Annotated in this window: 9 protein-coding genes, 7 tRNA genes, 2 rRNA genes and 1 pseudogene (1 of these 19 cut by a window edge); 10 read left to right on the forward strand and 9 right to left on the reverse strand. The window is 57.0% G+C overall.

Features of this window, described 5'->3' with window-relative positions; genetic code table 11:
- Positions 1-86: 86 nt before the first annotated feature.
- From ACY8FN_RS01025 to ACY8FN_RS01050, 6 genes are all read left to right on the forward strand, one after another.
- Positions 87-172 (forward strand) — tRNA-Leu (locus ACY8FN_RS01025).
- A 53-nt stretch (positions 173-225) separates the two neighbouring features.
- Positions 226-311 (forward strand) — tRNA-Leu (locus tag ACY8FN_RS01030).
- Positions 312-355: 44 nt separating this feature from the next.
- Positions 356-441 (forward strand) — tRNA-Leu (locus tag ACY8FN_RS01035).
- Positions 442-485: 44 nt separating this feature from the next.
- A tRNA-Leu gene (locus ACY8FN_RS01040) sits at positions 486-571 on the forward strand.
- A 71-nt stretch (positions 572-642) separates the two neighbouring features.
- Positions 643-728: transfer RNA gene (locus ACY8FN_RS01045), tRNA-Leu, on the forward strand.
- A 109-nt stretch (positions 729-837) separates the two neighbouring features.
- A complete protein-coding gene (locus tag ACY8FN_RS01050; protein ID WP_101323520.1) occupies positions 838-1110 on the forward strand; it encodes a late competence development ComFB family protein in 273 nt (90 codons plus the stop codon).
- Here the strand turns inward: ACY8FN_RS01050 and ACY8FN_RS01055 are convergent.
- Positions 1105-1319 (reverse strand): annotated as a pseudogene (locus ACY8FN_RS01055) (hypothetical protein). The gene ACY8FN_RS01050 and the pseudogene ACY8FN_RS01055 sit on opposite strands and share 6 nt — an antisense overlap.
- Positions 1320-1614: 295 nt before the next feature.
- Between ACY8FN_RS01055 and nhaC the strand changes: the two are divergent.
- Complete coding sequence (gene nhaC / locus ACY8FN_RS01060) at positions 1615-3024, forward strand: Na+/H+ antiporter NhaC (RefSeq protein WP_463099000.1); 1410 nt, start codon at positions 1615-1617, stop codon at positions 3022-3024.
- Between the two features lie 136 nt (positions 3025-3160).
- On the opposite strand, the gene erpA is transcribed toward nhaC, so the two are convergent.
- The 3 genes from erpA to clcA form a co-directional block, all read right to left on the reverse strand.
- The gene (gene erpA, locus ACY8FN_RS01065) at positions 3161-3511 is read right to left on the reverse strand and encodes an iron-sulfur cluster insertion protein ErpA (RefSeq protein ID WP_042020983.1); all 351 of its coding nucleotides are present in this window, start codon (positions 3509-3511) and stop codon (positions 3161-3163) included.
- Between the two features lie 87 nt (positions 3512-3598).
- Positions 3599-4294, reverse strand: coding sequence for a DUF6776 family protein (locus ACY8FN_RS01070; RefSeq protein ID WP_042658046.1), 696 nt, complete (start codon positions 4292-4294; stop codon positions 3599-3601).
- A gap of 91 nt (positions 4295-4385) precedes the next feature.
- Positions 4386-5774 carry a H(+)/Cl(-) exchange transporter ClcA gene (gene clcA / locus ACY8FN_RS01075; protein ID WP_463099001.1) on the reverse strand — a complete coding sequence of 463 codons (1389 nt, stop codon included), beginning with the start codon at positions 5772-5774 and terminating at the stop codon, positions 4386-4388.
- A gap of 243 nt (positions 5775-6017) precedes the next feature.
- Here clcA and hemL point away from each other — a divergent pair, with 243 nt between their 5' ends.
- Together hemL and ACY8FN_RS01085 are read left to right on the forward strand one after the other, a co-directional pair.
- Complete coding sequence (gene hemL, locus ACY8FN_RS01080) at positions 6018-7304, forward strand: glutamate-1-semialdehyde 2,1-aminomutase (RefSeq protein ID WP_463099002.1); 1287 nt, start codon at positions 6018-6020, stop codon at positions 7302-7304.
- A 214-nt stretch (positions 7305-7518) separates the two neighbouring features.
- A complete protein-coding gene (locus tag ACY8FN_RS01085) occupies positions 7519-8334 on the forward strand; it encodes a hypothetical protein (RefSeq protein WP_463099003.1) in 816 nt (271 codons plus the stop codon).
- On the opposite strand, the gene ACY8FN_RS01090 is transcribed toward ACY8FN_RS01085, so the two are convergent.
- The gene (locus tag ACY8FN_RS01090) at positions 8249-9151 is read right to left on the reverse strand and encodes a TSUP family transporter (protein ID WP_463099004.1); all 903 of its coding nucleotides are present in this window, start codon (positions 9149-9151) and stop codon (positions 8249-8251) included. The genes ACY8FN_RS01085 and ACY8FN_RS01090 overlap by 86 nt on opposite strands.
- Before the next feature lie 298 nt (positions 9152-9449).
- Complete coding sequence (locus tag ACY8FN_RS01095; RefSeq protein ID WP_463099005.1) at positions 9450-10199, reverse strand: DsbA family protein; 750 nt, start codon at positions 10197-10199, stop codon at positions 9450-9452.
- Positions 10200-10396: 197 nt separating this feature from the next.
- On the opposite strand from ACY8FN_RS01095, the gene ACY8FN_RS01100 reads away from it, so the two are divergent.
- Positions 10397-10484: transfer RNA gene (locus ACY8FN_RS01100), tRNA-Ser, on the forward strand.
- 969 nt (positions 10485-11453) lie between these two features.
- On the opposite strand, the gene ACY8FN_RS01105 is transcribed toward ACY8FN_RS01100, so the two are convergent.
- The 3 genes from ACY8FN_RS01105 to ACY8FN_RS01115 all read right to left on the reverse strand — a co-directional run.
- Positions 11454-11530: transfer RNA gene (locus ACY8FN_RS01105), tRNA-Asp, on the reverse strand.
- A 98-nt stretch (positions 11531-11628) separates the two neighbouring features.
- Positions 11629-11743: ribosomal RNA gene (gene rrf / locus ACY8FN_RS01110) — 5S ribosomal RNA — on the reverse strand.
- A gap of 106 nt (positions 11744-11849) precedes the next feature.
- Positions 11850-14121: ribosomal RNA gene (locus ACY8FN_RS01115) — 23S ribosomal RNA — on the reverse strand (it continues 618 nt past the right edge of the window).

Consider the following 14121-nt stretch of genomic DNA (forward strand, 5'->3'; position numbering starts at 1 on the left):
GCCACTTTGGGCGTCAACAGCGAAAAAAGTACCTTTTGCTTGTTGACGCTCCCCCAAAACTCTATAGAATCCCCCTCCGCAGTGATGCGAAGGTGGCGGAATTGGTAGACGCGCTAGCTTCAGGTGTTAGTGTCCCACGGATGTGAGGGTTCGAGTCCCTCTCTTCGCACCAATACTGCCATGCTGATTCAGCAGCATGTAAATCCAACTAGAAAACCCGAATGTGCGAAGGTGGCGGAATTGGTAGACGCGCTAGCTTCAGGTGTTAGTGCCCCCCGGGTGTGAGGGTTCGAGTCCCTCTCTTCGCACCATGCTTCTCCAGACAGCATGTAAATCTAAACTGGTAACACAATGTGCGAAGGTGGCGGAATTGGTAGACGCGCTAGCTTCAGGTGTTAGTGTCCCACGGATGTGAGGGTTCGAGTCCCTCTCTTCGCACCATGCTTCTCCAGACAGCATGTAAATCTAAACTGGTAACACAATGTGCGAAGGTGGCGGAATTGGTAGACGCGCTAGCTTCAGGTGTTAGTGCCCCCCGGGTGTGAGGGTTCGAGTCCCTCTCTTCGCACCATGATTCTGACATGTAAAAACAGAGCAATGCGTTCCAACCGCATTTAAAAATCAGATGGAGAAAATCAGTGTGCGAAGGTGGCGGAATTGGTAGACGCGCTAGCTTCAGGTGTTAGTGTCCCACGGATGTGAGGGTTCGAGTCCCTCTCTTCGCACCATTCATTTCTGCAAAAGGCCCTTCACGAAAGTGACGGGCCTTTTGTTTTTACTCCTTGTTATGACTATGCTTTTGACAACTCCCACCGATCGTCATACCAAGGAATGCATATGATACTGGATACCGATATTCACAACTTTTACGAACATCTGGTACTCAAGGAAATTGAAAAACAAAACCTGCAACAGACCCTCACCGGCGATCAGATGGCCGACCTCTGCTGCCTGACCCTCAATCAGCTCCCTTCCCACTATATTCGCCACAATGTCGACATGATCTACTTCCTGACCGATGCCAAACGCACCGAGATGGAGAGACTGGTGCTAGACGCACTCACGCTGGCACTGCAGAAAATCATGCAGGCTCCCGTCAAGACCTCATAACCTGGACTGCTGCCAGAGCAAGGTGACGATACCGGTCAACCCAGCTACTCCCAGCTACTGGCAGCAAGATCAAGGCAGGCCGTCATCCGGGCTCCAGCATTTCCCAGGCCGCCAGCAGACAAGCGGAACTCCAAGTGTCGAGCGCTTTATCCTGACCCCATGCGAGTACGCCCCACCAGCAACATCATCCCCCGCAATAGCCAGCGCATTGTTTTATCCTCCACCAACCATTGATGAGAATCATCATCTATCAGGGCTGCAAGTCCCGTGGTGAGCCAGTGTCGTATGTGGCCAACCCTGTCAACAGGGCACTCAAAAACGGGTTATGAGATCAACTAATTTGTGATTTTTTCAATCAAATGTGCATTTTTACCAATTTGATGGGGCTTTAACCCACCAGGTTTGTGGTAGATTGCGGCCTCTTTTTGGGTTGGCCCCTCGGGATACGTGTATCCACAGGACGAGAGGGACCGACCTTGGCGAGCAAGAGTTTAGGAAGTATCTATGCAAAACCAACAAAACCACATCCGACTACCGGGCATGGCACAGGTGTTTGCCTGTCTGGCCATTTTCCTGGCACTGGCATTCTCGTTCACCAGCGTGCTCGATCTGCCGATCCAGCTGGCGCTGTTCATCGCCTGGTTCGTCATCATGGGGCTAGGCATCAAACTCGGCCACGATTACAAATCCCTGGAGCAGGCTGCCGTTGACGGCGTCGCCAAGGGGATGGGGGCAATCCTGATCCTGGTCTCCGTCGGCGCCCTGGTTGGCACCTGGATTGCTGGCGGCATTGTGCCCAGCATCATCTACTTCGGCCTCAAGGTGATCCACCCGTCCATCTTCCTGCTGGCGACCCTGATCATCTGCTCCCTGACTTCGCTGGCCACCGGCACCTCCTGGGGCTCTGCCGCCACCGCCGGTATCGCCATGATGGGGATCGGCCACAGCCTCGGCGTGCCTGCGCCGCTGGTAGCGGGTGCCGTGCTCTCTGGCGTCTACTTTGGTGACAAGCTCTCTCCGCTCTCCGACTCCGTGGTGCTGGCCTCGACCATGTCCAACGTCGACGTGGTGGAGCACATCAAAGGGATGCTGCCCATCAGCCTGCTCTCCTATATCATCACCGCCGTACTGTTCACCGTGGTAGGCATGCAGTACTCAGGCAATGTCAGCCTGGAGCAGGTCAATCTGGTGATGGAGGCGCTCGACAGTCAGTTCAATATCACCCCGCTGGCCATAGTGCCGGTGATACTGGTGCTGGGCCTGTTGGCCAACCGTAAGCCCGCCTTCCCGGTGATCAGCTTCGGCGCCCTGCTGGGCCTGATCTGGGCCATCGCCTTCCAGGGCATGGATCCGGTCAAGGCGATGCATTCGGCTTATAGCCCGTTTGCCATCACCTCCGGCATCGACTTTATCGACAACATTCTCGGTCGCGGCGGCATGGAGTCTATGCTGGGCTCGGTCGCGGTCATCATCTTCGGGCTGGGTTTCGGCGGTCTGCTGGAGAAGGTCGGTATTCTGGACGTGATCGCCAGCGCCTTCGAGAAGCGCATCAACAGCGTCGGTAGCCTGACCAGCCACACCATAGGCACCGCGTTTCTGGCCAACGTGTTTGGCTCGGCCATGTATGTGTCGCTGATCCTGACCCCCAAGATCATGGCCAAGAACTACGATCGACTGGGACTGGCGCGCAAGAACCTCTCTCGCAACGCCGAGTTCGGTGGCACCCTCACCTGCGGCATGGTGCCCTGGAGCGATAACGGCATCTTCATGGCCGGGGTGCTGGGGGTCGCGACCCTCGACTACCTGCCCTACATGTGGCTCAGCTTCACCTGCATCATAGTGACCGTGTCACTCGCCTATATGGGCAAAGGGGTAAACCGGCTCCCGCTGGTCGCAGCCGCAAGCTCCCGCTAAGTCATCCTGCAAACAACAAAGGCGCCATCAAGGCGCCTTTGTTGTTTCAGGGGTATGCTGTTTGACCGTCATCCCAGCCCACAAACAAAAACAGCCCTCGTCGCCGAGAGCCATTTCATCAGACTGATAACGCCGTTCAGATGGAGAAGCTGGAGCCACAGCCACAGGTCGTGGTGGCGTTGGGGTTGGTCACGGTGAAGCGTGAACCTTCCAGACCCTCGATGTAATCCACACTACCGCCTACCAGATATTGCAGGCTCATGGGATCGATCACCATGGTGACGCCGTTCTTCTCGACCACGGTATCCCCGTCGTTGATCTTCTCATCAAAGGTAAAGCCATACTGGAAACCGGAGCAGCCCCCACCCGTGATGTACACCCGCAGCTTCAGCTCGGGATTCTCTTCTTCGGTGACCAGGGTCTTCACCTTGTTGGCCGCCGCATCCGTCATCTGGATGGGCAACGGGGCTTCTGCTACTGCACTCATTACTGACCTCACAACCATTAGATCCACAAACATGGAAACCGCGAAATTATCCAATACCCGACCATTCAGTTCAAGTATTCACCACGTTTAACCAGCAGCGGGAACCGGAGCAGGCGGTGCGGCGACCAGCGGCTTGATCACCTCCCCCCACTCAACCAGCAGCTCTTGCGCCGGTTGCCTGCCATCCTTGTTGATGGTGACACGGATCCGATCCGGCACAAAGCCTTCCGGCAACTGCCAGTTCCCTTCCAGCAGCTGGAAATAACGCAGGGCATAGCGCCACTCGCTCACTTTCATCCCGAGATCCCGTCCCGTCAGCGTCTTCGGCTTATCAGCCAGACTCCCCTCGACCCGGATCTGCACCTGACCACGAAACAGCTCCCGCTTCTTGGCGGGCTGGGTCAGGGCGAGACGGTAGTGGTAACGACCGGGAATGCTGGTCTCCTGCAGGGTCAGGTTGTCGATCACCACCCCCACCTGTTCGCCGGTGGGGCGCATGATCCGCTCGAAAAAGGCCAGCTGGCGCTTGAGCTCCTGCACCTGCGCCTCCTGACTCTTGAGGGTGGTCTGCAACTGCTCGAAGGCTGCCCGCTGGGTCGCCAGCTGGGTATCTTTCACCCCCAGCTCGGTCTTGAGCTGACCGATGGCCTTGCCCTGGCGATCCAGCGTCTCCTGCTGCACCACCAACAGGCTGCTCTGGGCCAGCTCCTGACGGTTACCGGCAAAGTAACCGATGAGCCCGCCAACGGCTAACACGACCAATAACTTCAATAGATTGGACATAGCCCCTCATCCCGTTATCACGCCATTTACGGCAGCGCCTCTCCCTTCACTATACCGCCCGGACCGGAGCCAAAGGCGATAAAGGGAAAAATTAACTGGCCGTGGCGCTGCCATCTCCCCGCTTTTGACGCGCGGCGAGCCGTAAAGTTCGCTCCAGGATCTGGGAATAGATGGGTCGGCCACCCAGCCACTGGGCAACCAGGGTCGCCCCGACCGTGGTGATCATCATCGGCAGGATCAGCTGATAGTTGTCGGTCATCTCGGTGACCAGCACGATGCCGGTGATGGGGGCCCGCACGGTGGCAGCAAACAGCGCCCCCATCCCTGCAATAGCAAAGGCGCCGGGCTCGATGCCCAGCTCGGGGAACGCCGCATGAAACAGATGGCCGAACACCACGCCAAACAGGGTGCCAAGCGCCAAGGTCGGCGCAAACACCCCGCCCGGGGCACCGGAGCAGAAGCAGATGAGGGTCGCGACCAGCCGCACCGAGAAGATGAGGAACAGGGTCGCCATCGCATACTCATCCCCCATCAGGTGGGGGATAAGCTCGGTGCCGCCGCCCGTCACCGAGGGGGCAAACAGCGACAGCACCCCAAACGTTCCGGCGACCAGCATGCCGATGGCCACGAAACGGTGGCGCTTGTTCTGATGCAGTGCCAGATAACCATCCTGACAGGCCAGCACCAGCTTGTTGAAGACAAAGCCCAGCACCCCGAAGGTGGCACCCATAAAGAGGAATAGCCAGAGCGCCTTGAGGGCTGGCGCATCGTAGTGGGGCAAGGTGATCACCGCCCCCTGCCCTTTCATGTTCTGCAACATCAGGGTCGCCATGATGGCGGAGATCCCCACCGCCTTGATGGCCAGAAAGGAGTAACGAAACTGCGGTCGCATCTCCTCCATCACGAACAGGATGCCCGCCAGCGGCGCATTGAAGGCTGCCGCCAGACCGCCCGCCGCACCGGCGGCCAGCAGGGCGTGGCCATGCTCCTTGGGCAGTCGGAAGATATCCGCCACCATCTTGCCGAGGTTGCCGCCGATCTGCACCGAAGGCCCCTCCCGCCCCAGCACCATGCCGGAGCTCAGGGTGCAGATGCCACCGAAGAACTTGACCGGCAACACCCGCCACCACCGCACCGGGCGCAGATCGTCCATCGCCCCCTCGATCTCGGGAATGCCGGAGCCGCCTGCCTCGGGGGCAAAGGTATGAGTAAGGAAGTAGCCGACAAATCCCAGCAAGGCGCTGAAGCCAAAGCCGAGCAGACCGAGCTGCCACCAGGGACGGTCGGCCAGCAAGGCAATGCGTTGCTCTGCCAGCCAGTGGACACCCGATTCGAACAGACCGCACACCAGTCCGGCCAAGGTGCCGACCAGCGCAGCCAGCAGTAGAACCAGCAAGGGCATCTTGTCTTGCCGGATAATGCGGGAAAGTGACCCCCGCGAAGAGATATCGGGTTCAGAGGAGAGAGCTTGTTGCGCCATCTTGTTACACCAACTTGGAAAAATCACATCGTCAGCTAGCTGAGATCAGGATCACCCGGCGCGTGCTCGGCTGCCCAGGGCTGGGGCTTTCTGCTATAGTCGGCCCGTTAAATTTTTGTCACGGGAGCAGACCGAGAGTCCGGGTGGCGAGAGCGCAAAGCATACTCCTGATGCCCCGGCCTGCCGAGTCTCAATCGGCTGCAATCCCTTGTGTGACGCCCAAAATCCCATTAAGGATGATCCATGTCAAAATCAGATCAGCTGTTTGAACAGGCCCGCCAGACCATTCCGGGTGGCGTCAACTCACCGGTCCGCGCCTTCAATGGGGTCGGTGGCACGCCCCGCTTCATCGATCATGCCGATGGCGCCTATCTCTATGATGTGGATGGTCAGGCCTACGTGGATTACATCGGCTCCTGGGGCCCCATGCTGCTGGGTCACAACCACCCCGCCATCAAGGCCGCCGTCATCAAAGCCGTTGAGAAGGGGTTGAGCTACGGTGCGCCGACCGAAATCGAAGTGCTGATGGCCGAGAAAGTCCGTCAGATCGTTCCCTCCATGGAGCAGGTGCGGATGGTCAACTCCGGCACCGAAGCCACCATGAGCGCCATCCGTCTGGCCCGTGGCTACACCGGCCGCGACAAGATCGTAAAATTCGAGGGCTGCTACCACGGCCACGCCGACTCCCTGCTGGTCAAGGCCGGTTCCGGCGCCCTGACTCTGGGTCAGCCCAACAGCCCGGGCGTGCCAGCCGATTTCGCCAAGCACACCCTGACCTGCGTGTTCAACGATCTGGAGTCGGTACGCGAAGCCTTCACCCAGTACGACAACGAGATCGCCTGCATCATTGTCGAGCCGGTCGCTGGCAACATGAACTGCATCCCGCCGGTCCCCGGCTTCCTGGAAGGGCTGCGCGCCATCTGTGACGAGTTCGGCGCCCTGCTGATCCTGGACGAGGTGATGACCGGCTTCCGCGTCTCCCTGCGCGGTGCTCAGGGCCACTATAACATCGACCCGGATCTCACCACCCTCGGCAAGATCATCGGTGCTGGCATGCCGGTCGGTGCCTTCGGCGGCAAGAAGAAGGTGATGCAATACATTGCCCCGACCGGCCCGGTCTATCAGGCGGGAACCCTCTCCGGCAACCCGGTGGCCATGGCAGCCGGTCTGACCATGCTGGACTTGCTGCTGGAGCCGGGCCTCTATGAGCAGCTGAACGCCAAAACTGCACGGGTTGCAGAAGGGCTGAAAGCGGCCGCAGCCAAACACGGCATCCCGCTTGCCATCAACTACGTCGGTGGCATGTTCGGCTTCTTCTTCACCGATGAGCCCGAAATCACCCGCTACGAGCAAGTCACTCGCTGCGATATGGAACGCTTCAAGCGCTTCTACCATCTGATGCTGGAAGAGGGCGTCTATCTGGCGCCGAGCGCCTACGAGGCGGGCTTCCTGTCGCTGGCTCACGGCGACAAGGAGATTGAGCACACTCTGGCTGCCGCCGAGCGCAGCTTCGCCAAGCTGGCTGGCTAAATCGCCGCTGGTTATCGCAAAAGGGCCCGTCACGGGCCCTTTTCTATTGCAGTGCATCCATCATCACACAGGGCAGCACGCCCATTTCTGGTGCATTCCCCCCTCGTCATCCGTCGTTTTGTCATCCTCTGGTGCAACTTGCCCCGCCATCCCTGTCATAAAGCAGGCCCACTATTTGCACATCCACTACAGAGCCCACGTCACCGAGATCCATATGGCAGAGATGAGCCCCATCGATGTGCTGCGGCGCTATCAGGAGTATCAGGAGGAGCTGACCCCGCTACTGCAGGGGCTGCTCAGTGCCCCCCTTGCCTCACTCAAGAGGTATCCCTTTGTTGTCAGCATTGACCGCTATCAGGGGCCAGCGTGCATCCAACCTGCAGTACCGGCGGCCCATAACCGGCTGCATCTTATCGTGCAGGGGCAAGGGCGGGAGATCACCGTCTGTCTGAATCAGTTGATTGGCTGGTTGATGGGGGACAGGGAGCGCCGCCGCGCCATGCCCTGGTTCAAGGCGGTCTATGTGGTGCTCAGCATGGCGCTGTTCCTCATCGTCGCCACCCTGATCTGGCACGGGCTGGAGCAGCTCTACCAGTTATTGTGCGGTGAGCAGCAGAACCAGCTCGGCGCCTTTAGCGCCATCATCTTCCTGACGCTGGCACTTGCGGTATTCGATCTGGGCAAGACCATTCTGGAAGAAGAGGTGCTGCTGCATAAGGATATCTTCCGCCACAGCGCCATTCGCCGCACCATCACCCGCTTTATCGCCGCCATTTTGATCGCGGTCTCCATCGAGGGGCTGTTGCTGCTGTTCAAAGGGTCGCTCGGCCAGAGCGAGCTGCTCTGGCCTGCGGTCGGGGTGATGGGGTGTGCGGTGGGTTTGCTGCTGGCGCTCGGCCTCTATGTCTTTCTGGGGGCCAAGGCCGAAGCAGCACTGGTACAGGCTAGCCTGCGCTCTCCACCGCCAGTTGCACAGGGGAGCGACGTGCCGCCCGCCAGGAGGCGTACATGGTCCAGGAGGTATAGATGACGATAAAGGCAACCAGCCACTTCAGCATCTCCATGTCCATGGACTTGACCAGCATGGCGGCCAGCACCACGCCGATGGGGCCGAAGATGGCCACCGCCAGCACCGCTTTGGCATCGAACGCCCCTTTGCGGATAAAGGTGCCTGCAGAGAAAACGCTGAGCACGGCGGTGGAGCCCATCATGATCGGAAACGCCGCCAGCGGATTCATCCCCAGCAGATAGACCAGTGTCATACAGGGGGCAAACAGGCCGATACCGACATTCATCAGCACCCCGAAGATGAAATTGCCGAGCAGGGCGATCGCCAACTTATAGCCACTGAGCCCCATCGCATCCCCGCCAACGGGGAAAAGACCCAGCAGACCGGCAAAAATCAACCCGGCGACAAGCAGCAGGGAGATGGCCATCACCAGCCGGATAGTCTGTCGATCAAACGAGGCCACATGGCGGGCGCCCCAGGCTGCGCCAGCTGCGGCGGCAATCATCATGGTGATCAGCGTCAGTGGATCTACCGCCACTGCGCCGACGAAGATCAGCGACTGAGTCACGGTCGGCAGCACGCACTGACCATTGAGGGTACCCGGCAGCACCCGATCATCGATCAGCTTGAACTGCTTGTAGCAGGCGGTCTTTACCGCAAAGCTGCCCACCCCCAGGGTATCGAGGAAGTTGGCAACCCCACCGATCAACGCCACCGGCCAGAAGGGCGTAGATTCGAGCGTGCCGTTACGCTTCTTCTGCCAGCAGGCCTGCACCAGCATAAAGACAAATGCCAGGCCACCGGCTATAAAAATAATCCGCAAAATATCAACTAACATATGGGTTTCTCCTGCACCGGGCGGCGATTCTAAGGCAGGGCACAGAAAAAGTCTTGGCTGTAATTAAGCAAGCGTCACGGCCAGTCAGAAGGAGTTGAGGTTTTTCCAGATGGAAGTCGAACGACTCTGCTAATACTTGTTACTGAGGCCAAAAGGCCGAGTCCTGAGCACGTTGTTATGGTCCTTTCGCGACGACCACCTGTGCCAAAGGACATAATAAAAAAGAGGGCCGGTAGCGATACCGACCCTCTTTCTGTATCTGGCTTGGGGCGCTCCGTCCCCTTGCCACGGCAAGCGCTTATTGAATGCTCTTGCCGGCACGCACATCCTTGATAAACCCCTTCAGGCTGGCCAGATCACGGGGGGCACCGCGCAGGATCTGATCACCGATGATGAAGGCCGGAGTCCCGGAAATACCGAGCGCTTCAGCCAGCGCACGGTTGGTGCCGAGGTTCTGGTCAATGCTGCCATCCTTGATCTTGGCTTCCACCTTGCTCCAGTCAACACCGGCCGCCAGTGCCAACTGCTTGACCTGTGCGTCATCAGCGAGCGGGCCCTGATGGGTATAGAGCTTCTCGTGGAACGCCGGATACTTGTCAGGCTGGCCCAGTTGTACCGCCAAGGCAGCGCGAGCCGCAAGGTAGGAGGACTCGCTCAGAATAGGGAACTGCTTGTAGATGTAACGGATGTCTTTATCTTCCGCCATCAGCTGCTTGACCAGCGGATGGGCCCGCTTGCAGTAACCGCAGTTGTAATCAAAAAACTCCACCACCGTAAGCGAAGCCTTCGGATTACCCATCTCGGGATCATTGTTAGCATAAAGCTGCTTGGAGTGAGCCTTGATCAGCGCCTTGTCACTATCGGCCTGCTGGCTCTCCTGCTTGGCACGCAGGGCATTGGACATCTCGACCAAGATCTCCGGATTCTTGACCAGATAGTCACGAACGATTTGCTCGACATCGCTTTTGGTCAGCTCGCTTGCATGTACCGGTGCAGCCAGCAGGGTCACGCCTGCCAACGCGCAAAACAGGGCATTTTTAATAGTCATAACGTTATCTTGCAGAGGATATGATAGAGGCCACTATAGTGGTTGAGTCTGTTTTCAAGTCAAGTTATCTGGCCTAAAAAGCGCTGGCGGTACCCGCTTTGCCACTTTTTTATGTCATTTCGCGCAATTTACCAGCAATCAAACCAAGTGGGGATTTACAAGCCGGATCAGCATGGTAATATTCGCCGCACTGCTGCGGAGGGGTGGCAGAGCGGCTGAATGCACCGGTCTTGAAAACCGGCGATGGGTGACCATCCGTGGGTTCAAATCCCACCTCCTCCGCCATCTATATAGCCCAACTGATTAATTCGGTTGGGCTTTTTTGTATCTGCTAGTTTAGGCTGAGTCACTCATCCTCTACCTTATAGGTCAACATCAGGCAGAGTAAGCCACTGCATGCGATCTTAGCAATCACTGATCTGAATGCAGTAGTGATCCCAAGCTGTGCCTTGAGCTGCCCCCACCCATTCCATATTTAATGACCTCCCTGGGTATATATCCTACGGCAGCCCCCATTGTCGGGCCGATGCGGCCCAGCTAGCCTCTTGAGGCTGGATCGCGACTGTTGCAAAGAGTGCCAGCTCACCAGCACTACTCTTTATGGCCTGACTGCATAAGACGCAATGCTGGAAAGCCCTCATTGAAAGTGTGCACCTCCGCTAGGCTCTAACCATTGCAGGCACGGCCTTACACTGGAATCACCACTTTTTGTGGCCGCGATTGAAGCACATCAAGCCACATGGGGAAAAGGCATCATGGAGGTAGCGGGAACCCTCCTTATCGAATCGCTCAAAGGGCTACACAGATTACCCAGCTCGGCACGCCGACGTGGTGCTAAAGAACGCATATCCAGGATGGGGCGTGGGTTCTCTGAGCATGGTGCAGTCCATTGGTTGACCATGCAGTAATTAGATCAAACCCCAGGATCGGCCTCCAGGGGGTTGTCATCAGTCTGAGGCCTTCCCAACGGGAAGGTCTTTTTGTTTGTGCAGCCAACTATAGCCCTGTTCACATGGTTGTGAATTGAGCAAAAAAGGTCGCGATATAGATACAAAAAGGAGGGAATTGCAGGCTGGCTGGCCCTCTTTCGGCAGGAAAAAGCCAGATGTGGGCTATTTTACATACTAAAAATGACAACGCCCGGTCGAGAGGCCGGGCTTTGGGGTTCGTTCTGGTGTGCAAACATGGGGTTTAATGGGCAAAATCTGCCCATAGCAAAAAGGCCTTCCCATTCGGGAAGGCCTTTAAAATTACTGGCGGAGCGGACGGGACTCGAACCCGCGACCCCCGGCGTGACAGGCCGGTATTCTAACCAACTGAACTACCGCTCCGCTATTTGGTTAGCTTTTCGCTAAATCTTTTGCCGCTTATCAGAGGTGTCATCCTCTCGGCCAATGACGTGATTCTTCACATCACTGTTTAATTGGGTGCCTGGCAGTGTCCTACTCTCGCATGGCGAATGCCACACTACCATCGGCGCTACCGCGTTTCACTTCTGAGTTCGGCATGGGATCAGGTGGTTCCACGGCGCTATGGCCGCCAGGCAAATTCTTAATCTAGAAAGCTGACGTGAATAACGACTGGGTCATTATCACTGAATTAGTAGTTCGTTCATTCGCTACAAGGCCAGAAACACTTCTTGGGTGTTGTATGGTTAAGCCTCACGGGTAATTAGTATGGGTTAGCTCAACACGTCGCCGCGCTTACACACCCCACCTATCAACGTTGTGGTCTCCAACGGCCCTTTAGGACCCTCAAGGGGTCAGGGATGACTCATCTCAGGGCTCGCTTCCCGCTTAGATGCTTTCAGCGGTTATCGATTCCGAACTTAGCTACCGGGCAGTGCCACTGGCGTGACAACCCGAACACCAGAGGTTCGTTCACTCCGGTCCTCTCGTACTAGGAGCAACTCCCTTCAATCATCCAACGCCCACGGCAGATAGGGACCGAACTGTCTCACGACGTTCTGAACCCAGCTCGCGTACCACTTTAAATGGCGAACAGCCATACCCTTGGGACCGACTTCAGCCCCAGGATGTGATGAGCCGACATCGAGGTGCCAAACACCGCCGTCGATATGAACTCTTGGGCGGTATCAGCCTGTTATCCCCGGAGTACCTTTTATCCGTTGAGCGATGGCCCTTCCATTCAGAACCACCGGATCACTATGACCTACTTTCGTACCTGCTCGACCTGTCCGTCTCGCAGTTAAGCTGGCTTATGCCATTGCACTAACCTCCTGATGTCCGACCAGGATTAGCCAACCTTCGTGCTCCTCCGTTACTCTTTGGGAGGAGACCGCCCCAGTCAAACTACCCACCAGGCACTGTCCGCGAGCCCGATTCAGGGCCCTGCGTTAGAACATCAAACATACAAGGGTGGTATTTCAAGGACGGCTCCAGCGCAACTGGCGTCACGCCTTCAAAGCCTCCCACCTATCCTACACATGTAGGTTCAATGTTCAGTGCCAAGCTGTAGTAAAGGTTCACGGGGTCTTTCCGTCTAGCCGCGGGTACACCGCATCTTCACGGCGAATTCGATTTCACTGAGTCTCGGGTGGAGACAGCATGGCCATGGTTACACCATTCGTGCAGGTCGGAACTTACCCGACAAGGAATTTCGCTACCTTAGGACCGTTATAGTTACGGCCGCCGTTTACCGGGGCTTCGATCAAGAGCTTCGCTTGCGCTAACCCCATCAATTAACCTTCCGGCACCGGGCAGGTGTCACACCCTATACGTCCACTTTCGTGTTTGCAGAGTGCTGTGTTTTTGATAAACAGTCCCAGCCATCTGGTCACTGCGACTCCCAACTGCTCCATCCGCAAGGGACTTCACTGTCAAGAGCGAACCTTCTCCCGAAGTTACGGTTCTATTTTGCCTAGTTCCTTCACCCGAGTTCTCTCAAGCGCCTTGGTATTCTCTACCCGACCACCTGTGTCGGTTTGGGGTACGATGACTTGTAATCTGAAGCTTAGAGGCTTTTCCTGGAAGCATGGCATCAATGGCTTCCGCACCGTAGTGCGTTCGTCTCGTGTCTCAGCGTTGTATCTCCGGATTTGCCTAGAAATACCGCCTACGCACTTTCACCAGGACAACCGTCGCCTGGCCCACCTAGCCTTCTCCGTCCCCCCATCGCAATTACAAGTCGTGCAGGAATATTAACCTGCTTCCCATCGATTACGCCTTTCGGCCTCACCTTAGGGGTCGACTCACCCTGCCCCGATTAACGTTGGACAGGAACCCTTGGTCTTCCGGCGAGGAGGTTTTTCACCCCCTTTATCGTTACTTACGTCAGCATTCGCACTTCTGATATCTCCAGCATACCTCTCGATACACCTTCGCAGACTTACAGAACGCTCCCCTACCACTCACACATAAGTGTGAATCCGCAGCTTCGGTGCCTGGTTTGAGCCCCGTTACATCTTCCGCGCAGGCCGACTCGACTAGTGAGCTATTACGCTTTCTTTAAATGATGGCTGCTTCTAAGCCAACATCCTAGCTGTCTGAGCCTTCCCACATCGTTTCCCACTTAACCAGAACTTTGGGACCTTAGCTGGCGGTCTGGGTTGTTTCCCTCTTCACGACGGACGTTAGCACCCGCCGTGTGTCTCCCGGATATTACTTACTGGTATTCGGAGTTTGCATGGAGTTGGTAAGTCGGGATGACCCCCTAGTCCAAACAGTGCTCTACCCCCAGTAGTATTCGTCCGAGGCGCTACCTAAATAGCTTTCGGGGAGAACCAGCTATCTCCGAGTTTGATTGGCCTTTCACCCCCAGCCACAGGTCATCCCCTAACTTTGCAACGTTAGTGGGTTCGGTCCTCCAGTTGATGTTACTCAACCTTCAACCTGCCCATGGCTAGATCACCCGGTTTCGGGTCTACACCTTGCAACTAGACGCCCAGTTAAGACTCGGTTTC

The sequence above is a fragment of the Aeromonas sp. 160P genome, from assembly GCF_055193095.1.